This is a genomic window from Methanomicrobium sp., from assembly GCF_055145805.1.
Genome location: NZ_JBSREC010000051.1, coordinates 1 through 22138 on the forward strand (window position 1 = coordinate 1; position 22138 = coordinate 22138).

Genomic DNA, 22138 nt, shown 5'->3' on the forward strand with positions numbered 1-22138 from the left:
TCTTCTGCGCTCGCGACAGGGTGGGGATAAAACCGTTTTACTACTCCTATACAAAGACAGGTATTGTCTTTGCATCCGAAATCAAGGCACTCTGCAAAAATCCGGAAACCGGCAACAGTGTCAATGATGAAAAATTGATTACATTTTTAAAATGGGGTCTTTCAGACTATGACTCCGAAACTATGTTTGAGGGAATATTCCAGCTATTGCCCGGCCATTTTATGGCAATTGCAGATGATTCAACACGTATAGAAAAATACTGGGATACAAAGCCATCAAAAGAAGCAGTCTCCAAAAATATCTCCGATAATGAACTTTCACAGGATTTTCTGACACTTTTAAGGGATTCTGTAAAACTACACTTAAGAAGTGATGTACCTGTAGGAACGTGCCTTTCAGGCGGCCTTGACTCATCAACAATAACAGCGCTTATAAACGAGATCAAGAAATATAAAAACATCTCAGGCGAAAATTCGGCACAGAACACATTTTCGGCTGTGTTTTCCGACAAAAGATTTGATGAGAGTGAATTTATCGATATTGCCATTAGATCATCGGATGTAAATGCACATTTCATAAAACCGGACCCAAAGGAATTGTGGGGTGATCTCAATCACCTCATATACTCAAACGATGAGCCGTTTTTGCAGCTAACGCTATATTCCCAGTACTGTGTGATGAGGGATATCAGCAGAAATGTAAAGGTTGTTCTAGATGGCCAGGGTGCTGATGAGATGCTGGGCGGATATATTGCATACTTTTACTGTTATATAATGAATCTCATTAAATCAGGACATCTTATAAGGGCTGTTTCTGAAGGCTATGGTGTATCAAAAAATCACAGGAGCTTTTTGAAATATGCAGCCTCACAGTTTTTTGTAAGGAAAAAAAGAAGGGGGCTTATTAAAGGTGAGGAGATTCCGCTAAAGAGGTATCAAGGAAGCCTGAATGAAGCCCTTGATTGCGACCTGAAAAGCACAAATCTTCCGTACCTTCTCCACTGGGAAGACAGAACATCAATGGCATTTTCGGTCGAGGCAAGAGTGCCTTTTTTGGATTACAGGGTTATTGAATTTTTGACATTGCTTCCGGCTGATCAGAAAATCCGAAGGGGCGTTACAAAATACATATTAAGAAAAGCAATAAAGGGAATTGTCCCTGAAAAAATCCGCTGCAGAATGGATAAGAAAGGATTTTCAACCCCTGAAGAGGTCTGGATGAAAGAAGACTTAAAAGATGAAATTTTAGGGGTTATCAATTCCGAATCGTTTAAAAAGCGAAAATACTGGGATTTTGAGAAGGTCAGAGAAGAGTATGAAAATTTTCTTTCAGAAAGATCAGAATATTCATCTGAAATCTGGAGGATTGTCTGCACTGAACTCTGGCTGAGAATCTTTTTTGACAGCCGGTCAGACGGATGTGCTCTCCCAGACCCTCATATCCTTCCAAAGATATAAAAGCCCGACAATTAAGTAAAACTGATTGAGTATAAATGTGGATATAATGTTTTTCTTAAAAACTAAATTAAATCCGCCCCCTGCCAGAACAAATAAAAGGCAGTATAGTGGGTTTATCAGGAATAATCCTGCAGAAAACAAAATTCCACCTGCAAAAAAAAGTGACGGACATAAAACATACATCATTATTCGCAAAGGGTAAAAACGTCTTGAAAAAGGCCTTTTTACACGCAGAAGATCAGTGTTTGCAAGCGTTGCTTCAATGAGCCTTTTTGCCCGCCTGATTTTTTGTTTATACTGCTTTTTTACTTTTGGCGGAATTTTCTCATACACTAATGCGTCAATCTCGTATACAGCCCGAAAGCCCTTTCTTATCGCCTCAAATGCAGTATTTGCATCATCCGCTCCCTTCCTCTCATTGATTAATGTGATTATATCTTTTTTAAATGCGACAAGTGCACCGTTGAAATTGTAGGTTGAATCAACAGCACTCTCCCAGTCACACATCCGGCCATAAAAATTCCTGTATATATTTTCCATTCCTGCAAGATTTTCAGAAGAAGATTTCGGCTCAGGCAGGACTTCAGCACAGACTGCAGCAATTGTTTCATCACTTAAAAGGCGTGAAATGAGAATTTTTAAGGTATCTTCCTTGAAAAATTTGTTTGCATCTGTTGTTACAATGATATCATATTCTGCCTCTTTTATGGCAAGGTTATATGATCTGTTCGTACCTTTCCTCTCGCTGTTTGAAAAGATTTTAAAAATTATGCCATTCTCTTCAAATGCCTTTTGTGCGAGAACTCCGGTTTTGTCCGATGAGCAGTCATCTATGAATAATATCTCATATCTGTCTTTTGGATAATCAGATTTTGCAAGATTTTCAATTCTTCTCTTTATAACCGCCGATTCATTGTAGGCGGATATTATTATGCTTAATTTGGGAAGATTTTTGCATATATTTACTTTTGAACTCTTTTTCCCGGCATATATACCAATTAAATAGTAAAAATAAGGAATTGCTGAGACAATGACCATTAATATTGATATTTTTATTAGCATTTATTTTACCAGTTCCATCTGATTAAACAAAATCTTATATTAAAGATTATTATTCCCGGGTTTACTAAAAATTGCTCCCTGCAATATGTATGCTCCGGAATCAGGAATATATCTTCTGTCATATGATTCTTTCTCAAGTGTGTAGTTATTGAAAAAGTCCTTAAAATCATTGCCCACTCCGTTATGTGGCGATACAACAAGCCATATCTTGTTGTATTTTTCTGAATTATTATATATCTCATCCTCTATTTTTTCTGTATCGATCGGCAGATAGTAAATTTCTGAATTCCCTCTGTAATAATACTTGAAATAATCAACATTAGCACCTCCTATAAAGATAACTTTGTCATTAGACTCTGAATACTCATTTAAATACTCTGCTGTTCCTTTCCAGTCCTGTTTTTCAATTTGATAACCAAAAAAGCTCATAGGTATGTAAAAAACGGATAGCAATATCAATATAATTATAGCCACAGAGTGTGGTTTATAAAATTTATTTTTTTGATTTTCTGTTTTCTTATCAAACAGCTTTGAGATAATTATATCATTTAAATATAAAATTCCGTTTGAAATAAAAATTAAATACGGAGGTATGCAAAAAAGCATATACCTCTCAACAAACACAACCTTACCGGTTAACAGATTTACAATCACACATAAGAATATTGGTAAACTCAACCAAAGAAACAAAAAGAAAGAAGCATGTCCCTTTTTTTTGAAGGAATAAATTAGTCCTGCAATTAACAGAGAGACAAAAAAAATCCCTACAATAATTAATAATAATGAACTATACACTCCAAATAGTTCGGCAATTGGAAAATAACCAGGCGATACTGTAAAAGTTCCAAAAGTCTGATAAATTCTCGGAATAATATTTTGATTTCCAAAATTCAAACCAGTTTGCACAAGCTTAAATCCGACTGAATTGATAAAATACGGCAGAAATAAGAGACCAATTATAAAAAAAGAGAGAAAAAGCTTCAGAGTGTTACAATTGCAAAAGGGATTTGAAGATCTGAATAATTCAAATCTTCCACAAAAAAGAAGAAATAAAAAATATAAAGCCTCAACCAGAACAAGCAAAACAGCGAAAGAATGAGTCAGAAGCAACAGTAATGTAGATATAACAAAAAATGCTGAATTTTTAATATTTGTATCTTTCAAGGCCTTTATAAAAAAATATGCGGATAAAAGTGACATAAAAACAAAAAGTGAATATGGCCTTCCTTCCTGGGAATACCAGATCAGTATTGGAGATATTGAAAATATAAATGCACTTATCAGAGCTGATTTTTGGTTAAATAATTCCTTAGCTAAGAGATATACTAAATAAATTGAACATATACCCAAAATGGCTTCAGGTAACCTGATGAAGAAATCCGGATTGTTTCCTAAATGAATTGGAAAATAAATTAGTAAAACCTCTATAGGTGAAAAATAAGAAAAATTTTTTAAAACAGCAAGGATAGTATCAGAATTTATTACATAATCAAGTAAAATTAATTCATCCATCCAGAGGCTTTTATCACCAATCTTATAGAGCCTTAAAAAAGAACCTAATATCATGATCAGAACAAGCAGATAATTATGAGAGAAAAAATCCCTGATTGAATTACCAAAGTCTCTGAAAGATATTTCATAATTCATTGATAAAATATTAGGAATTAAACAATAAAAAAGCTGACTTTCTTTAAATTTTTTTAATCCTGTCTAACTGTCCGCACATATCTCATATGACAAAACAAATATGCCTGAGACCTTACAGTTATTTTTATTCATATTTTAAAGGAATTAATTCTAATTGACCGGAGATTACCACAAATATTTATTTCTTCTCTGCCAAATAATATCTGTTAATTAAATATTGCTAACTTACCCAAATCAAAAAAGGACTTAAAAACACCATGATCTACCTCATAACAGGCGGCGCCGGTTTCATCGGTAGCAATTATGTCAATCATCTTATCGAAAATAAGCAGAAGGTGATTATTCTTGATTCACTCACCTATGCAGGCAATCTGGAAAACATATCTGTGAATCTTAATGAAGATTCCATTCTGATACCTGCAACCCAAAAACGGCTCTCATCAATTCATATTGAGGCTGAGTCAGCATCCATAGATGTTGATTATGATATCATTGCAGAAAAGAGACGTCTTGCATATAAAACTGCCCGCTTTAATGCACGAAACATAGCATTGGAATCAATTGCTGATGAAACTGAGCAGTTACTTAGGACGAATTCTCTGGTCTTTGTATATGGCTGTATCTCCGATTCAGATCTCGTCCAAAATCTCATGCAGATATCCGATATTGTAGTAAATTTTGCAGCAGAAACACATGTTGACAGGTCTATTTTAAACCCCGATATGTTCATCAGGACCGATGTATATGGAACTTATGTTCTGCTTGAAGCTGCACGTAAGTGTGAGAATCTTAAAAAATTTATTCATATCTCGACAGATGAAGTATATGGTGTTGCAACAGATCACAGTTTCACAGAGTCTGATCCGATAAATCCACGCAACCCCTACTCAGCAAGTAAGGCTGCAGCAGACCGGCTGGTATATGCCTATAATCAGACATATGGACTCCCCGTCACTATCGTACGCCCATCAAATAACTTTGGACCCTCCCAGTACCCGGAAAAACTAATTCCACTGATGACAATTAAGGCACTAAGAAACGAACCTCTGCCGGTCTATGGTGACGGACGACAGATTCGTGACTGGCTTTATGTCAAAGACACTGTAAGGGCACTTGACTGTATTATAAATGAGGGCTCTGTTGGTGAGGTATACAATATTGCAGGCAGGAATGAGAGAGAGAATATTGATATAGTGCGTTTCATCCTGCAAACACTTGGCAAACCTGAGACACTCATACGCCACATTGAGGATCGGCCCGGACATGATCGCAGGTACTCTCTGGATGATACAAAATTATGTGAGGAACTTAGGTTTAACCATACAGGAAACTTTGAAACCAATATGACCTCAACAATTCAATGGTATGCTGACAACCCGGAATGGTGGCAGCAGATTATCGACTACGACAGTGAATATAAGTTGTTCATGCAGACTTTGTATGGATCAAAGCAAAAAGCTGAGTGAAATGAAAGGTATTATTCTTGCAGGCGGGAGCGGTTCGCGACTCGCCCCAATAACTCTGGCAATGAGTAAACAACTGATCCCGATTTACGATAAACCAATGATCTACTACCCGCTATCAGTGCTTATGCTGGCAGGAATACGGGATATTCTCATTATCTCAACTCCTGATCATATAGATCTTTATAAAAAATTATTCAGTGATGGATCCTGGTTAGGGCTCAATATTTCGTATATTATTCAGGAAAAACCAAAAGGAATTGCAGATGCGTTTATTGTTGGGGAAGAATTTATTTCCGGGGACAAGGTCGCACTTATTTTAGGAGATAATGTCTTCTATGGCCAGGGTTTCTCACCATTATTGCAGGAAGCTGCATCATTAACCAGCGGTGCGGTAGTTTTTGGGTATTATGTCCATAATCCGGAGGAGTTTGGTATTGTTGAGTTTGATAATAATGGATCTGTTGTCTCTCTTGAAGAGAAACCAGAAAAGCCAAGATCACATTACGCCATTCCCGGACTTTATTTCTATGACGAATCCGTTGTTGATATTGCAAAGCGGTTGAAACCCTCAGCACGGGGGGAACTTGAAATTACGGATCTAAACCGGGAGTATCTCAATATGGGAAAGTTAAACGTGAGGCTTTTGGGAAGAGGATTTGCATGGCTTGATACCGGAACGTATGACGGACTCCTTGAAGCATCCAATTTCGTTGGAACAATCCAGAAAAGGCAGGGATTGTACATCGCCTGTATTGAAGAAATAGCCTATAATAAAGGATATATCGACAAAGACAAACTCATTGCGAGAAGTAAAAAACTGGATAAAACTGATTATGGAAAATACCTTCAAACCATAGCAGAGCCTGACTGAGAAGAGAATCATGATTTAAAAAATCATAAGATATTATCCGGGGATTTTAAGAAAAAAGGTTATGGAAATGACTAAATGCATAATTTTTGGAGGAAACGGGTTTATTGGTTCTCATCTGGCCGAAAAACTGGTCAGAAAAGGATATGAAGTAAAAATATTTGGAACATTCCAGTACGGCACAGAAAATTTATCTGGCTGTATAAATGATGTGGAATTAATAAAAGGGGATTTTCTAAATTACAATGATGTTTCATCCGCATTGAAAGACACGGATATCCTGTTTCATTATATAACCAATACAACTCCTGCATCAAAATCCTCAACTCCTGTTTTCGACATCGAGAAAAATATTATTGGTTCTGTTAAACTTTTTGAAGCTGCTCTTGAAAATAATGTTGAAAAGATTATATATCCCTCATCCGGCGGGACAATATACGGGGAGACAGATGGAGAGCCAATCAGTGAAGACTATCCTAAAAATCCTGTTAGTCCCTATGCAATATCAAAATTTACTATTGAGAGATACCTTGAATATTTTTACCGCAACTATGGCATTAAATATTCCATCCTCCGTTATTCAAATCCCTTTGGAGAACGGCAAAATCCGCTTGGAAAGCAGGGAGTGATTCCGGTGTCCCTGTATAAAATATTGCACAGTGAACAGCCGGTTATTTTCGGAGACGGAACTGCAGTAAGGGACTATATTTACATAAATGACGCCATTGACGCAACTCTTGCTGTTTTAGAGAGTAATACAAACGAAAACATATTTAATGTTGGCAGCGGGGAGGGACTTTCGTTAAACCAGTTGATTGACATGATGTCAGAAATTACAGGAAAGGGTATAAATCCGGTTTACACAGATGATTCCCGGAATAATATTTCAAAAATCGTCCTTGATATCTCCAGGATCTCAAATACTACCGGCTGGACACCACAGGTCAGTATGTACGATGGGATTTTAAAAACATGGAACTGGTTAAAAAAAGAGTATTGAACAGTATTTTACGGATCGCAGGACACCGCAGCGGGCAGTTAATCTGGTTTACTAATTAACTAAAATGTTCAAAAGTATAAAGAAAACAGATCAAAAAAATTACATATCCGATTTCATTTTAAATGACACAAAATATTTTCCGCCAAGTGGTATTTTTTGGATATATCTCTCCAATGGGCTGAAATTTTGATATTTAGGGGGGAAAAACATAAAATAGCCTTTCAGGCATGGAAGGTAACCTGATGACATAAATAAAGATTTCATATATTTTAGAGATAACAATGTCGCATTTTGATCAAGTGAGCAGTTTCGGACAATATGCCGCGTTATTGGATTATAAGGATTATGCTCCAGTACAACAACAACCCCGTTTTTTCGCAGATAAGAACTGATTGTATCTAAAAAATATTTATGATCCTCCGGTTCGATGTGATGAAATACATCAGGGATTAGTATAACATCAAACAAATCTTTCATCTCGTTATTTTTTCCAATAACAAAAAAATCCATATCCGGATATCTCTCTCTTGAAACTTCGAGACTTTTTTCTGATACATCACAGCCGAATATTTTTGAATGAGGGTATTTATTTTTAATAAAAGAAAGATTATTCCCAATTCCGCAGCCATACTCCAGAATATTCTCAGGTTCAATATTCATACGGTTTGTAATCTGCTTTAAAATATCCGCCTTTGATTGTGGAAAAAATTGCAGTTCATTACTTTTTGCAATAAGGGATAGATCTTCTTTCAGGATTGCATCATATTTATCTACAAATACATCGAAATCAGCCTGGCCTGTATCAGTCTCTTTATCTTCTTTTTTACCCATCCCCTGACCTCTAAATGAACAAAACGAAATTGATTTTTTTAAAAGAATCCTTACTAAAATGAGGTCTTATCATACTTCAAGGTTATGTCAGTATCAACCTTAAAAATGGTTATTGTCCGATTAATACCAAATACTGTTGTATAGATGCTCAGATAGTAGTACGACATCTGTAAATATAAAAAAAGCCAAAATTACTTGCTTATGAAGGTTCTTGATCACCCGTACTTTTACTCCCGGCTCATGAAATTTTTAGGAGCCGACAGACAAGAGCTAAATCAATATATAAAGCCTCAAAAAGGAGATAAAATATTAGATATTGGATGTGGACCGGCAGATATTTTATTGAATCTTCCCTTTGGTATTCAATACACAGGTATTGATTTTAATGAGAAATATATAAAATCCGCCCAAAAAAAATTTGGGGATAAAGGAACTTTCATTGTAGGTGATATCTCAGATTATGATTTATCCTTCAAAGAATCATTTGATTTAGTTCTCTCACTAGGTGTTATCCACCATTTACCGGATCAGCATGCAGTTAAGTTACTTAATGACGGGTACCGCTGTCTAAAGGAAGGAGGAAAACTTATAACTCTCGATAATGTTAAAGGGGACTGGATTGGGGTGATTAACAGAATTGCGCTAAGCCTTGACAGGGGTAAATTCATCAGAGATAAAACTGAATATTTAGCTCTATTCTCAAAATTTCCTGATGTGAAATGTACAATAATCAGATCCAAACTGATAATACCATATTATTATATCATATGTGAAATAAGCAAGACTCAAAATGAAAATTTCGATGATTGAAATAAATATGTTAATTTTTTTAATTCATCTCATATTTAAAAATTGAAAACCACTATTCCTGACACAATCAGTCCGATCCCAACAAGCATCCTCCCGGAGATCTTTTCTTTCAAAAGTCCCCATGACAACCCCGCCACCACCACAAAGTTGAGTGATGCAATGGCATAGAAAAGCTTTAGAGGTACTACCTGCATCGCAATAACCGAAATAATCGTTGTGAACAGAAGCAGTCCATAAGCACTGATTGTATACCTGTTTAGATAGACAGCAAGGAAACATGCATCTATGCCACATCCATTCTGTGAGCCCTTTTTTAAAAGCACCTGGCTAAAGCCGGTAAGCAGAACCGCAAGTAAGACAAGGGCTATGGAAATAAACATGATTCACCTCCGTATTTATGAGAAAGCACAGCAATTCCTATAGATATGATAACCAATCCTATGATATTTGCCACACTAATTCCTTCATGAAATAAAATTGCCGATGCGAACAGGATGATAAAGTTGAAAAGACTCATGAAAGGATATGCAAAAGAGAGAGGATAGTGTATCAATGCCTGCTGCCAGACGATTGCCTGGAGAAAAAGGAAGAAAATAAAGATAAAATAAAATGGATTTAGAATTAAATCAAAAATCGGGAGATCAACAGACGTTAAAGCTGCATATTTTGCAAAGATTCCTCCTAATGCCTGAAAAAAAATAGATAATAGTATAAAGATGAAATATTTGGGATGAACCATATTATAATTCCATTTCTTCAATGACATATTGTTGACCATAGGAGGTTTCCATAAGAATTCTCCTTAAATATTCCCCAATAATCCCCATAGAAAGTAATAACAGACCGCCTATGAAAGTAATTGCAACTATTAAAGAGTTCCATCCCATTAACCCATATGCAGGATCGATAATTTTTTGATATATAATCCATATGGAGATAAAAATACTGATAATACTTGTTAATATACCAATATACGAGACAAGTAACAGAGGCCAGGAAGAATAATTAATAAATAAATTTAATGAGTATTTAAAATATTTTATAAGGCCATAGTTAGATTTTCCAACATTTCGCTCATGATGAATTACATCCACATTTCCAATTTTTTTACTTGTTGTCGATTGTATTACCAGACCATAAATAAACGGATATGAACTTTTAATAGCAATCATGTTTTGCACAACAGAATGTGTATATATACCAAATGAGGAAAGAAAAATATTGCATGGTATATCAAGTAATTTATGAATTCTATTCTGAAACACCTTACTAAGTATATTTGCGACCCAATTGGAGTTTTTTGGCTCATATTTGCCATAAACAACATTGAAACCGGTATTGATATGCTCTATGAGTTTAGGTATTTCTTCAGGTGGATGTTGCAGATCATCATCAAGGGTAATTACATAGTCTCCATTGGTATATTTAAAGCCACAAAGAGTTGCATTATGTTGACCAAAATTCCGGGCAAGGTGAATTATTTTCAAATTTTCTTTATTTAGATATAGATCATTTAAGATATTCCAGCTATTATCCTGACTATTATCATCAACCAGGATTATCTCATAAGAATAATTAAGATCACAGAATACCTGTTCTATTCTGTTTATTAATTCAGGTAGTGTATGTTCTGCATTATACACCGGAATAACAACAGAAAAAAGAGGACTATTATCTTTCATATTTATCTCCAACCTGCTTTGAATAACCTATATTTTTATTAAACACCACAATTTATTGAGTGCAATGGATTTTGTTTGTGACTATGCTTTCTAATAATTAGTGCCATTTCAGCGGCATGAAACATGAATCTTAACAACTGAAATTGTATCTATTTTTTCTTATAATTATCAAGTTTTCTTTATAATTAATTGATTTGACAGATATAAGAGAATTTCCAAAAAAAAAGAAAATAGGCATACCTCCTCTTTCTACGGGATATAAAATTCATAGAAAAATACGCTGAAGAAAAATAATATTAAGATGAGAATTTTTTTTAATCACTTTTCTCGATTATAATGAGACCACCAAATTAATTAACAATTAAAGTAACCAAAAAATATAGAAATAAATAATATAAAAAAAAGATTGATATTTATTTTCCTCTCACAAGCGGCATGGAAAGATGTCTCCTCGCAACAGGCGGGACTTCATGCCATCCTAAAGACAATGTCCTCTCAGCAACAGATAAATCCGGAATCACTGACTTCGCACCGCATTTGCGGCACTTATATCCCTTATCCTTCCCTGCACTTGTCATCCGTTTTTTACATTCAGGGCAAAGAGGAGGCTTCTTTATTATATCTTCAGCAAGGGATTTGATGAAGATTTTCTCAACATTCACACTTTCGTTTTTAAAACTCCCGCAGACAAGTACGTGGTCTCCTTCCCTTAAACCCCTGATTATGTCCCGAAATCCCTTTGTCGGCTCATATGCCATGCAGCGGACAGAATAATCCCCGCTCTTAATTGCAAAAGCCACATGACCGCCCTCGCCTGTAACCGGCACTTTTGAGACGACACCTTTTAGTCTGTATGAGCGGCCGTTTTGAACTGATGCGATATCAGAATCAACAAGATGTGCATCAGTTCCCTGATTTGTCCGATAGACAGTCTCCCTTTCAGGCTCTTCTGATTTAATGTATGAACGTGCCTCCAAAACCCGCTCAGGCGACTCACCCCTGATCCCGAAAAGAACAGGGTCAGGAGTATGCGGGACGCAGACAACAACACTGTTTTTTAGGTCAACAGAGTCCCAGGTATGCGGGTACGTCATCTTTTCGGCAAGGAATATGGTTTCATTTGAAACTTCTCTGATTCCCTTTGAGAAGGGACTTCTGTACGCCAGGACTTCATATGTAAAATCTGAAAAATCCGCTGAAACCGCTGCTGTCGCGCCGATAAGCCCGCGTCTTATCTTCCATCCCTTATAGAGGGCTTTGGACTGCAAAAGGATTGATTCCGCCTCCTCAATTGTACAGAAATCCCTGAGCGCCTTATTGTAAAATTCAGTTGAGAGCAGAGAGTCACATACGACAACGCCCGGATTTGTGTTTTCGCACTCAAACTCGGAAAATTCTTCTACAAGACTGCATGCAATCGAAAATGCCCTCTCTTTGTCGCCGGGATTTTTGCCGTCTGCGACAATACATACTGCGGCATTGCCTCTTGTTTTATGAGGTGCATTGGGATTTAGGCGCACAAGAAGTCTTTCGGTGATGGAAAAACCTGCATCTTTTAGCCTGTCGCATAAAAGAGCCCCCAGGTACGTAGTACACATCCCGCCTGGTGAGTCCGTGTCGTCAATTCCAATTCTGATAGTGCTCAAAAATCCGCTCCTCATTTTTCGTTATAATACAGTACTAATTATATAGTTACATTCTCTAAAGAAACCTTAACAAAATGTCCCATGAGAGACTTCTCCAGACAGTTGTAAGTGTGCTTATAATGGCAGGCTACAATGTTTCCGAGCGCTGCGGATTGCGTCCGCGCAGTTTTGACCTGATTGCGCGAAAAGGCGACAATATACTGATAATAAAAATAGTTCCGCATATCGACAGCGTGGGAGAGGAAAGTGCACGTGACCTTGCAATAATCGCAAAGCACCTCAATGCAAAGCCTTTCATCATCGGAGAGAAGGCAAGGGATTTCGAACTTGAAAGAGGAGCGGTTTATTTAAGATACGGAATAATCGCAACAAGCTCAACGACACTCTATGACTTTTTTGTGGATAATGTTCCGCCGCTTGTATATGCACAGCCCGGCGGCCTCTATGTAAACATAAACGGAGGAAGGGTCAGGGAACTGCGTGAGCGGCGGAGCATGTCCCTTGGTGATCTTGCAGGATCTCTTGGTGTTTCCAGAAGAACAATATCAAAATACGAGGGCGGGATGAGCACAACGCTTGATATTGCAATAAAACTTGAGGAATTATTTGACACTGCAATTGTTGAGGCTATAAATCTTTTATCACATACCCCTATCAGCGACCAGGATGAGGAGAAAGCCTCTGAACACAGCAAAAAAGAAAACATTCCCCATGATTTTGAAAGAATGGGAATGGAGACTCATACTATGCAGAGGGCTCCTTTTGAGGCTCTCTGCGTATATGAGAAGGAGACAATATTAACAGGCTATGGTACTGCGCAAAAGACCTTAAGACGCGCTGCACTCATAGGAAACATCTCTGATATCACCAATTCAAAAGCCGTCTGCGTTCTGACAGACTACAAAAAAAGAAAGAAGATCGGCAAAACCCTGATAATAGGCGAAGAAGAACTCTCAACTCTGGATGAAGGCTCAGACCTTATAGAGCTCATCGACGAGTGACAATATATATATAGAACCACAAACCACTTTTTTAAGACATTAATAGGAGAGAATAATTATGGCAGCAAATCTTGGCGGTCAGCCAATCTTTATTTTAAAAGAAGGAAGCCAGCGCACACGCGGACGCGATGCGCAGAGTGGCAATATTGCAGCAGCAAAAGCTGTTGCAGGTGCAGTTCGTACAACACTCGGTCCAAAGGGCATGGATAAGATGCTCGTTGACACAATCGGCGATGTTGTAATAACAAACGACGGTGTCACAATTTTAAAAGAGATGGACATCGAGCACCCTGCAGCAAAGATGATGGTCGAAGTTGCAAAGACACAGGACGATGAGGTCGGAGACGGCACAACATCAGCTGTTGTTATTGCAGGCGAACTTCTAAAGCGTGCGGAAGACCTCCTCGAACAGGATGTTCACCCCACAATAATTGCACACGGATACAGACTTGCAGCAGACAAGGCACAGGCAATAATCAAGGATATTGCAATTGATATCAAGCCGACAGACATTGAGATGCTCAAAAAGATTGCAGACACAGCAATGACCGGAAAGGGTGCCGAGGCTGCAAAAGAGAAGCTCAACGAACTTGTTGTTAAGGCAATCACAATGATTGCAGAAGATGACGGCACAGTTGACACAGACTTTGTAAAGATTGAGAAGAAGGTCGGCGGCACAGTCGATGACTCTGAACTTATTGAGGGTGTTGTAATCGATAAGGAACGTGTCCACCCGTCAATGCCAAAGAAGGTTGTTGACGCAAAGATTCTCCTCTTAAACGCTCCTGTTGAGTTCAAGAAGACAGAAGTGGATGCAGAGATATCAATCACCTCACCTGACCAGCTTCAGATGTTCCTCGACGAGGAAGAGAAGATGATCAGAGGAATGGTTGACAAGATCGTCAAATCCGGTGCAAATGTCCTCGTATGCCAGAAAGGTATCGACGATGTCGCTCAGCATTACCTTGCAAAGGCAAAAATACTTGCAATACGCCGTGTCAAAAAGTCAGACCTTGAGAAACTCTCACGTGCAACAGGCGCATCTGTAATCTCATCAATCGATGCAATCGATGCAGCAGAGCTTGGAAAGGCAGGCCTTGTTGAAGAGAAGAAGGTCGGCGGAGAGGATATGATCTTTGTCACAGAGTGCACCAATCCAAAGGCATGCACACTCATCATCCGTGGCGGAACAGAACATGTTGTCGATGAACTTGACCGTGCACTTGAAGACGCACTCCGTGTTGTATCAGTCGCAGTCGAAGACAGGAAGTTTGTCGCAGGCGGAGGAGCACCGGAAGTTGAGTTATCACTCAGACTCCGCGAATTTGCAGCAACACAGGAAGGACGTGCACAGCTTGCAATCGAGGCATTTGCAGCAGCTCTTGAAATTATTCCACGCACACTTGCTGAAAACGCAGGTCTTGACCCGATTGACATGCTTGTTGAACTCCGTTCAGAACACGAAAACGGAAACAAGACATTCGGCCTCAATGTGTTTGACGCAAAGGCAGTCGACATGCTTGCAGCAGGTGTTATTGAGCCAATGCGTGTTAAGACACAGGCAATCGCATCAGCAGCAGAAGCAGCAGTCATGATCTTAAGAATCGATGACGTCATTGCAGCATCCAAGATGGGTGGCGGCGGCATGCCATCACCTGAAGAGATGGCAGGCATGGGCGGCATGGGTGGAATGGGCGGCATGCCACCCGGAATGATGTAAAGTCATCCCCCATAAAATATACAAAAAACTTTTTTTTATGAAATTCTTAAACCACAATTAAAAAACAGCAAAAAAATATTTATATAAATTTTAAAAATTAAGACCTTTTAGGGTCGTATAAATTCTTCTCATATTCAGCACATTATCAAAGAGCATAATATTTTACATCCCGGATATCAGATCTTATTCGAAAAACGGACTCTGTTTTTAAGGCTTATATCAAAATTTTCTCCCCAAAAAATCCCTTTAATCAAAATTTATATATGATTAACAACAACCGTTTCAATTAGCTAAAAATATCAAAGGCCGGGATAAAAATGAAAAAAACGGGGGGTGTATTTAAGGATAACTTTTCTTTTTCTTTCTATATTCTGATTGTATGCATCCTTATTGTCATCCCTGTACTCCTGTTTGTATGTGTATCAGACTATAATGTTCTTAAAAATAATTTCAATGATAACTACGAAAATCTGCAGATAAATACCGAAGAAAGTATAATAGAGAGCATAAAGGTTGTCAACACAGGCCTTGAGATATATGACGAAACCTTTGACGACAGAATGAAATCTGCTTTCACTCCTTTTATTGAGGCATACAATATTTCAGAGGGAGACCCAAAAAAACTGGATCTCTATGCCTTAAAAGAAAAACTCGGACAGGAATATGACCTCTATCTGATTGACAGGGATCATATCGTCAGATACTCTACAAAAGAGATAGATCTCGGACTTAATTTCAGCGGAAACAAGGAATTTTCCGAACATCTCGACATGATATTTTCTTCAGGCGAATACCGGGGCGACAGGATAATAAGAGGTGTAAGAGACACTTCTGTAGCCAGTAAATATGCATACTATCCCGCACCTGACGGAAAATACATACTTGAACTTTCATATAATATAAAAAATTACAGTGACACAAGAAACCGGATTCAGTTTAAAAAAGCGGCAGATTCACTGATTGAAATGAATCCATATCTTCTGTCCGTCAGAATATATGATATTCACGGTATTACAATAGGAGAACCCGATGTCGCAGATAAAGAGACAAAATATTTCATCTCTAACGATATAATCAAAAAGAAATCAGATATCAGCATAAAAAATCTTGAGGAGAATACTGTTACAAGATACCGCTATGTTGACCTTTACAATCCCGGTGTAGGTACTGATTCCAGTGTTGCAATAGCCTTTGAGTACTCAAATACCGCAATAGAGGAAGAACTTCAGAAAATCCTGTTCTCAAAAGTCATCTCTTTTTTCCTTGTGATGATTCTTTTAATTTTTGTGTTTTACCTGGCAACAGACATAGTCACAAGACCAATAAAATATTTTGTTGAGGATGTTGATGAAATATCAGGAGGCAATCTGGATCATAAAATCAGGGCAGAGGGAGGAGAAGAATTTTTAAAACTCCGCGAAAGCATTTCAAACATGGTTTTACGCCTGAAAGTAACGATTGATAATCTCAGCGAATCAGAAGAAATCATAAAAAAACACAATGAAGAACTTGAGGAGATAATTCATAAACGTACAAATGATTTAAATGAGGCAAATAACAAGGCAAACTTCTATATTGACCTGATGACGCACGACATCAACAATGCAAACATGGCAGCACTCGGATATGCAGAGTTTATAAAAGAATTGCCGGATGAAAACACAAAAAAGCTCAGTAAAAAAATGATCTCATCAATAAGACACAGTACGGATATAATAGCAAATGTCTCACTGATCCGCAGAATACAGAGTCAGAATGTCCATTTAAAACCGGTTTCACTTGACAAAACAATAAAAAAAGAGGTATCACACTTCCCTGAACTGAATATAAAATATACAGATTCCGGATATACTGTCCTTGCAGATGAACTTTTAGGCGAGGTATTCTCAAACATCATCGGCAATTCAAAAAAATATGCAGGAGATGACTGCAGAATTGAGATTACGGCAGAAGAAAAAGATGATGAAATACAGGTCTGTATTGATGACAACGGGCCGGGAATGCCGGATGATGCAAAGGATAAAGCATTTGGACGCCTTTTCAGGGAGAAAATAAAAGAATCAAAGGCAACAGGAAAAGGAATGGGCCTCTACATTGTAAAAAATCTTGTCGAAAGTTATGGCGGCAGGGTGTCGATTTCTGACATCCCGGGGGATGAACACAAAACAGGACTCAGAATTTGTATTGTCTTAAAAAAAGTATAAACCAGAGATTAAAGAGAGACATTAAGGCCCATAATTGTTTTCTTACCGCCAAAGACATCCGCTGCAATCGAAGAGAGGCCCTTTGAGGCGCACCATTCGTCATAAACCATAACTTCCTCTCCCAAAAGTCCTGATACCTCTTCTGATATAAGGGGTGCAGCTGATCCTGCAAGTGCAACTTTTGCTTTTTTATTGAGAAGCTTCATTGAGGCGCATTCCATTGCAGCAAACATTGCAAGAGTTGAATTATGTAAATTCTCCGGCATATTTTCACGCACTCCTGCATGCATAAATGCCTCGTTTGCAGTCCATATGCCCTCGTCTATCTTTCTTATCCCGTCAACATCAATTGCGCCGTGCATCGTTCCCGGAGCAAATATACAGGCGTCAAAGGCTCCTGTGATATTTCCGTCTGATACTAAAAGCGTGACCGAGTTTGAACTGACGTCTGCCACAATGAAATCCTTTCCAAGTTTTTTTGCGACCTCATATGCAATTCCCAGTTTTTCCGGGCTTGTCTGGTGAGAATATACCTTAAAACGCGGATCTGTCGGGGAATTTCTGTGAATTCCGGGAATTACAATTGCAGGGACACCGCTTTTTTTAACTTCGTCATAAACCTTTGTTCCGCCGCCGATGTGCTCTCCGGCGCCTTCCCTTGTAATTACACCCCGGTTTTTAACCGCCCTTATGTCAGTTATGTCAGTTATTCCGTCACCCATGGAATAGCAGACGGCTATCCCCTCAATCTCATCAGTATTGCAAAGACATTTCAGATCTGAATATTCAAAAGAGACCGCATCCTTTCTTGAAATTTTAAAATGCGAATCTTCTGATGCAAATCTTATTGCCGTTGTGCCATGATCTATCCCGATAAACATAAAAGTCCTGATTAATATTCACATTTAACTCACAAATATGTATATGCAAAACATCGGCAATTTTTAAAACTGAATCAGGATGAAAATACTTAAACAAAAAACAGCTGAAATCAGATCTTAATTGAAATTTAAAAAAATAGTGGCAATTTTTGCCTTTTATCGTATGTTTGTGGGTTTAAAACCGGATTTTATTATCAGGTTACGGAAAATCCGTTTTTCTGACGATAACATTCGGAGTTATGTAGTAATTTTATTTTTTCTATCAGACCACCTCCGTCCGGAGTTATTTGATAATAATAAGTCATCCCGTACGTATATAAATGAATGAAATCCGAAGGGAGAAATGGTTTAACCGGACAGTTAAACAGACCGGGAGGAGTGAAAAGAAGGTTTTTGGTTTTTTTAAGCTGAATCACAATAGAAATTGGCTGAATAAAAAACAGTCAGCATAATCAGTTTTTAATGAAATTTAAAAAAAATAGTGGCAATTTTTGCCTTTTGTCGTATGTATGGGGGTTTAAAACCGGATTTTATTATCAGGTGACAGAAAATCCGTCTTCAGGATAACATCTTCCGGCGTTTTGTAATAGTTTTCTTTTTTCTATCAGACCACCTCCACCTGGAGTTATTTGATGATAATAAGTCATCCCGTACGTATATAAATGAATAAAACCCGCAAAGAAAGATGGTTTAACCGGATAGTTAAACAGAAATAATGTTTAAAAAGCGCCCTTAAAAAAGTTAAATATGATTTTTAAGCAGAATTATCATTTTTTCCAATGTAAATACGCTTTACATATTCCATTGCCACAACTATCAGAATACCAGCAATAAATATCAGAATAATATCTATTCCAAAGCCGCCTGCCGCTTCAATTCTTGTAATAAGCATTCTTGTCGAACCAAGCATAAGGCCTGTTAAAAATGCAAGCATGGAAGAGTGATGATTTTTTAAGAGATATTTTAAGACTTTTGAGAAGAGCAAAAGACCGATTATCCCGCCTGTTATGTAGGATATAATCTCGGGCAGGGAGAACGACTTTAGAGCCGCAAGGAGGTATTCATACTGATCCATGAGAAGTGTGATGTAAGCACCCGAAATTCCGGGGAGGATCATTGCACATATTGCAATCATTCCTGTAACAAAGAGAACAGGAAGAGAGTGACCAAATGCCGCGGGATTTAAGCCCGCTGTTAAGTAACCTGCAAGAAGTCCTGCAAGAATAAACAAAACAGCGAGTCTGTCCCTTGATTCATGCTCAATCTCCAGAAATATCAGAACTGATGATGCCGCAATAAGTCCGAAGAAGAATGAGTATGTCAGTGCAGTATATTCATTTAGAAATATCAGAATAACCCTTGCAAGGGTTACAACCGCAAGCCCGATTCCGGCAACAAGGGATATTAAGAAGAGATAGTCAATTCTTTTTAATTCCTCTGAAAATGAACCAAAATCACGCCTTAAAAGTGAGGTCACAATCTCAGGACGAATGTTTCCTATTGCTGTTATCAGACGCTCATATATTCCTGTAATAAGCGCTATTGTTCCCCCTGAAACCCCGGGGATTATATCACAGGTGCCCATAAAAAGGCCTTTTAAAAATATCAGGATATATTCTGTTTTTGAATTATCGGCCATCTCATTATTTATTGTTCAGTTTACGTATTTATGGTTTGTAAAGACTTTTAAAAAATCAGGATGCAGAAAACAATTTTGATGTTATGCTAAATTTATGTAAAAATTAAAAAAATAAAAGAAAAATTTATTTTGTTCCAAAAAGCCTGTCACCGGCATCACCGAGACCGGGAACAATGTATCCGTCCTCATTTAAGTGACTGTCAATGACAGCAGGCATTATATCAACATCGGGATGATCTTTATTCATCTTTGCAATACCCTCGGGTGCTGCAAGAATGCAGATTACCCTGATATCCTTACATCCCTCTTTTTTAAGAAGGTTGCAGACAGCAGAGGTTGTTCCTCCTGTTGCGAGCATAGGATCAAGGACATATACCCGTCTTTTGTCAATATTTGCTGCAAGCTTTGAATAATAAAGCTTCGGCTTTAAGGTTGTTTCATCACGGTAATATCCGATATAGCTTATTTTTGCTGTCGGAATAACCTGCATGAAACCTTCCTGCATCCCGATTCCGGCGCGAAAGACAGGGACTATGGACGGATCAATACCTGCCATCATCTGGACTTCGGTCGGTTTTTTCTCCCATCCGTAGATTGTTGCAGATTCAAGTTCACAGTCTTTTGTCGCCTCATAAGTGAGAAATGTGGTGAGTTCTGTTATAAGCTCCCTGAAATCCTTTGAGTTTGTCTCAATGTTTCTAAGCATTCCCAGTTTATGTGTCACAAGCGGGTGGGAGACAGGAATTACTGCCATTTTAGAAATCAACTCCCATCTTATCCTCATTTGCCTCTTCTTTCGGCTCAGGAAGAACAAGGTTTAGGATAACACCAAGAATTGCCGCAAGACCGACACCTGCAATCTGTGCATCGCCGATAGGGACAAAGAGGCCCCCGACACCGGTTACAAGCACTATTGAAAGGATTATGAGATTCTTGCTGCTTCTCAGATTAACCTTGTTTTTGACAAGCTGGTCAATTCCAAGACTTGCGATAAGACCAAAGAGAAGAATCATGACACCGCCCATGACTGGAAGCGGAATTGTCAGTAAAAATGCACCTATCTTTCCGATAAATGCAAATATAATTGCAAATATTGCAGCTGATGTCATAATATAAGGATTATACGCCTTTGTAAGCGCAACAGCGCCTGTAACTTCCGAATAGGTTGTGTTTGGCGGACCGCCTATGAAGGATGCAACAAATGTTGCAATACCGTCACCAAGCATTGTCTTGTGAACACCGGGATCTTTTAGGAAATCCTTTCCTGTTACAGAACTGATTGCAAGTATATCACCAAAATGCTCGATTGCAGGTGCAATCGCAAAAGGAACGATGAATATTATCGCTGCAAGATTCCATTCAGGAAGAACAAATTGAGGAACTGCAACCCATGAACTCTCGTAAAGAGTTGTGAAATTAACAACTCCGAGAATTATTGATGCAATGTAACCTACTGCAATACCACAGAGAATCGGGACAAGCTTCATCCAGCCCTTTGCATATGCAAATACCGCAATTGTTGTAATTAGTGAAATTCCCGCAAGAATTAATGCTATTTCAACAGGAATTACCTGGACGTCACCTGATTTTCCAAGCGCCTGTGCAACTGCAACAGGTGCAAGGGAAAGACCGATAACAGCAATAACCGGCCCCACAACAATTGGCGGGAACACTTTGTGCACAATCTCAATACCAAAGTATCTGATAACAAAACTCAAAACAACATAAAACAGACCTGCAGCGGCAAGACCGCACATAGTGCTGGGAATACCCCAGGTTGCAACCCCGTATGTTATCGCGGGTATGAATGCAAATGACGATGCAAGAAATATCGGGACCTTCCATCTTGTAACCACCTGGAAGATGAGTGTACCGATACCTGCGGTGAATAGTGCCACACTCGGGTCAAGCCCGGTTATTAGCGGCACCAAAACCAATGCTCCGAACGCTACAAACAGAATTTGCAGACCGGAGACTGATTTTTTAAAAAAATCCGACAGATTAAAAGACTCCATATAAAATTCTCCATTAAAATGCCGGTGCTGCCTGATATCAGGGGTTGGTATGGATTACAGGAAACACCGACGTTTCCACTCGACATGCCCCTGTTTCACACAGAAGATATATCCTCTAAAATTTTTTTCTTAAAACTGATATATTTATTCTTTTGATTGCATTATCATGAATTTAAATTAAAACTGAATCTACGATAATTTCAGGATTA

The 22138-nt window shown here is 38.2% G+C and carries 18 protein-coding genes; 8 read left to right on the top strand and 10 right to left on the bottom strand.

The window, feature by feature from the left end; translation table 11 throughout:
* Positions 1 to 1457: asparagine synthase (glutamine-hydrolyzing) (gene asnB, locus ACTB1O_RS04005; protein ID WP_462993850.1), on the top strand; the 1457-nt coding region annotated here is incomplete at its 5' end.
* Here asnB and ACTB1O_RS04010 read toward each other — a convergent pair.
* Positions 1410 to 2519, bottom strand: coding sequence for a glycosyltransferase (locus tag ACTB1O_RS04010; protein ID WP_462993851.1), 1110 nt, complete (start codon positions 2517 to 2519; stop codon positions 1410 to 1412). The genes asnB and ACTB1O_RS04010 overlap by 48 nt on opposite strands.
* A 39-nt stretch (positions 2520 to 2558) precedes the next feature.
* Complete coding sequence (locus ACTB1O_RS04015) at positions 2559 to 4166, bottom strand: glycosyltransferase family 39 protein (RefSeq protein WP_462993852.1); 1608 nt, start codon at positions 4164 to 4166, stop codon at positions 2559 to 2561.
* Between the two features lie 257 nt (positions 4167 to 4423).
* Here ACTB1O_RS04015 and rfbB point away from each other — a divergent pair, with 257 nt between their 5' ends.
* From rfbB to ACTB1O_RS04030, 3 genes are all read left to right on the top strand, one after another.
* Positions 4424 to 5632 (top strand): dTDP-glucose 4,6-dehydratase, encoded by a 1209-nt coding sequence (gene rfbB, locus ACTB1O_RS04020; protein ID WP_462993853.1) that lies wholly within the window; start codon positions 4424 to 4426, stop codon positions 5630 to 5632.
* 1 nt (position 5633) lies between these two features.
* Positions 5634 to 6503, top strand: a complete 870-nt coding sequence (gene rfbA, locus ACTB1O_RS04025) for a glucose-1-phosphate thymidylyltransferase RfbA (protein ID WP_462993854.1) — start codon at positions 5634 to 5636, stop codon at positions 6501 to 6503.
* A 67-nt stretch (positions 6504 to 6570) separates the two neighbouring features.
* Positions 6571 to 7500, top strand: a complete 930-nt coding sequence (locus ACTB1O_RS04030) for an NAD-dependent epimerase/dehydratase family protein (protein ID WP_462993855.1) — start codon at positions 6571 to 6573, stop codon at positions 7498 to 7500.
* A gap of 99 nt (positions 7501 to 7599) precedes the next feature.
* On the opposite strand, the gene ACTB1O_RS04035 is transcribed toward ACTB1O_RS04030, so the two are convergent.
* Positions 7600 to 8331 (bottom strand): class I SAM-dependent methyltransferase, encoded by a 732-nt coding sequence (locus ACTB1O_RS04035; protein ID WP_462993856.1) that lies wholly within the window; start codon positions 8329 to 8331, stop codon positions 7600 to 7602.
* A gap of 201 nt (positions 8332 to 8532) precedes the next feature.
* Between ACTB1O_RS04035 and ACTB1O_RS04040 the strand changes: the two genes are divergently transcribed.
* Positions 8533 to 9141: a class I SAM-dependent methyltransferase gene (locus ACTB1O_RS04040; protein WP_462993857.1), complete on the top strand. Its 609-nt coding sequence runs from the start codon at positions 8533 to 8535 to the stop codon at positions 9139 to 9141.
* Positions 9142 to 9176: 35 nt separating this feature from the next.
* Here the strand turns inward: ACTB1O_RS04040 and ACTB1O_RS04045 are convergent, their stop codons facing one another.
* The 3 genes from ACTB1O_RS04045 to ACTB1O_RS04055 form a co-directional block, all read right to left on the bottom strand.
* Positions 9177 to 9521 carry a DMT family transporter gene (locus ACTB1O_RS04045; RefSeq protein ID WP_462993858.1) on the bottom strand — a complete coding sequence of 115 codons (345 nt, stop codon included), beginning with the start codon at positions 9519 to 9521 and terminating at the stop codon, positions 9177 to 9179.
* Positions 9522 to 9881: 360 nt separating this feature from the next.
* Positions 9882 to 10823 (bottom strand): glycosyltransferase family 2 protein, encoded by a 942-nt coding sequence (locus tag ACTB1O_RS04050; RefSeq protein WP_462993859.1) that lies wholly within the window; start codon positions 10821 to 10823, stop codon positions 9882 to 9884.
* Between the two features lie 413 nt (positions 10824 to 11236).
* Positions 11237 to 12469: a TiaS agmantine-binding domain-containing protein gene (locus tag ACTB1O_RS04055; RefSeq protein WP_462993860.1), complete on the bottom strand. Its 1233-nt coding sequence runs from the start codon at positions 12467 to 12469 to the stop codon at positions 11237 to 11239.
* A 74-nt stretch (positions 12470 to 12543) separates the two neighbouring features.
* Between ACTB1O_RS04055 and ACTB1O_RS04060 the strand changes: the two genes are divergently transcribed.
* The 3 genes from ACTB1O_RS04060 (at position 12544) to ACTB1O_RS04070 (ending at position 17394) form a co-directional block, all read left to right on the top strand.
* On the top strand, positions 12544 to 13470 hold the full coding sequence (locus ACTB1O_RS04060; RefSeq protein WP_462993861.1) for a transcriptional regulator: 927 nt from the start codon (positions 12544 to 12546) through the stop codon (positions 13468 to 13470).
* 58 nt (positions 13471 to 13528) lie between these two features.
* Entirely contained in the window at positions 13529 to 15190 is a 1662-nt protein-coding gene (gene thsA, locus ACTB1O_RS04065; protein WP_462993862.1) for a thermosome subunit alpha, read from the top strand.
* 317 nt (positions 15191 to 15507) lie between these two features.
* Positions 15508 to 17394, top strand: coding sequence for a HAMP domain-containing sensor histidine kinase (locus ACTB1O_RS04070; RefSeq protein WP_462993863.1), 1887 nt, complete (start codon positions 15508 to 15510; stop codon positions 17392 to 17394).
* Positions 17395 to 17402: 8 nt separating this feature from the next.
* Here ACTB1O_RS04070 and ACTB1O_RS04075 read toward each other — a convergent pair whose 3' ends face one another.
* The 4 genes from ACTB1O_RS04075 to ACTB1O_RS04090 form a co-directional block, all read right to left on the bottom strand.
* A complete protein-coding gene (locus tag ACTB1O_RS04075; RefSeq protein WP_462993864.1) occupies positions 17403 to 18275 on the bottom strand; it encodes a methanogenesis marker 12 protein in 873 nt (290 codons plus the stop codon).
* A 754-nt stretch (positions 18276 to 19029) separates the two neighbouring features.
* A complete protein-coding gene (locus ACTB1O_RS04080; RefSeq protein WP_462993865.1) occupies positions 19030 to 19914 on the bottom strand; it encodes a DUF368 domain-containing protein in 885 nt (294 codons plus the stop codon).
* A 124-nt stretch (positions 19915 to 20038) separates the two neighbouring features.
* A complete protein-coding gene (upp, locus tag ACTB1O_RS04085; RefSeq protein ID WP_462993866.1) occupies positions 20039 to 20668 on the bottom strand; it encodes a uracil phosphoribosyltransferase in 630 nt (209 codons plus the stop codon).
* A gap of 1 nt (position 20669) precedes the next feature.
* Positions 20670 to 21929, bottom strand: a complete 1260-nt coding sequence (locus ACTB1O_RS04090) for a uracil-xanthine permease family protein (protein ID WP_462993867.1) — start codon at positions 21927 to 21929, stop codon at positions 20670 to 20672.
* Positions 21930 to 22138: the final 209 nt, after the last annotated feature.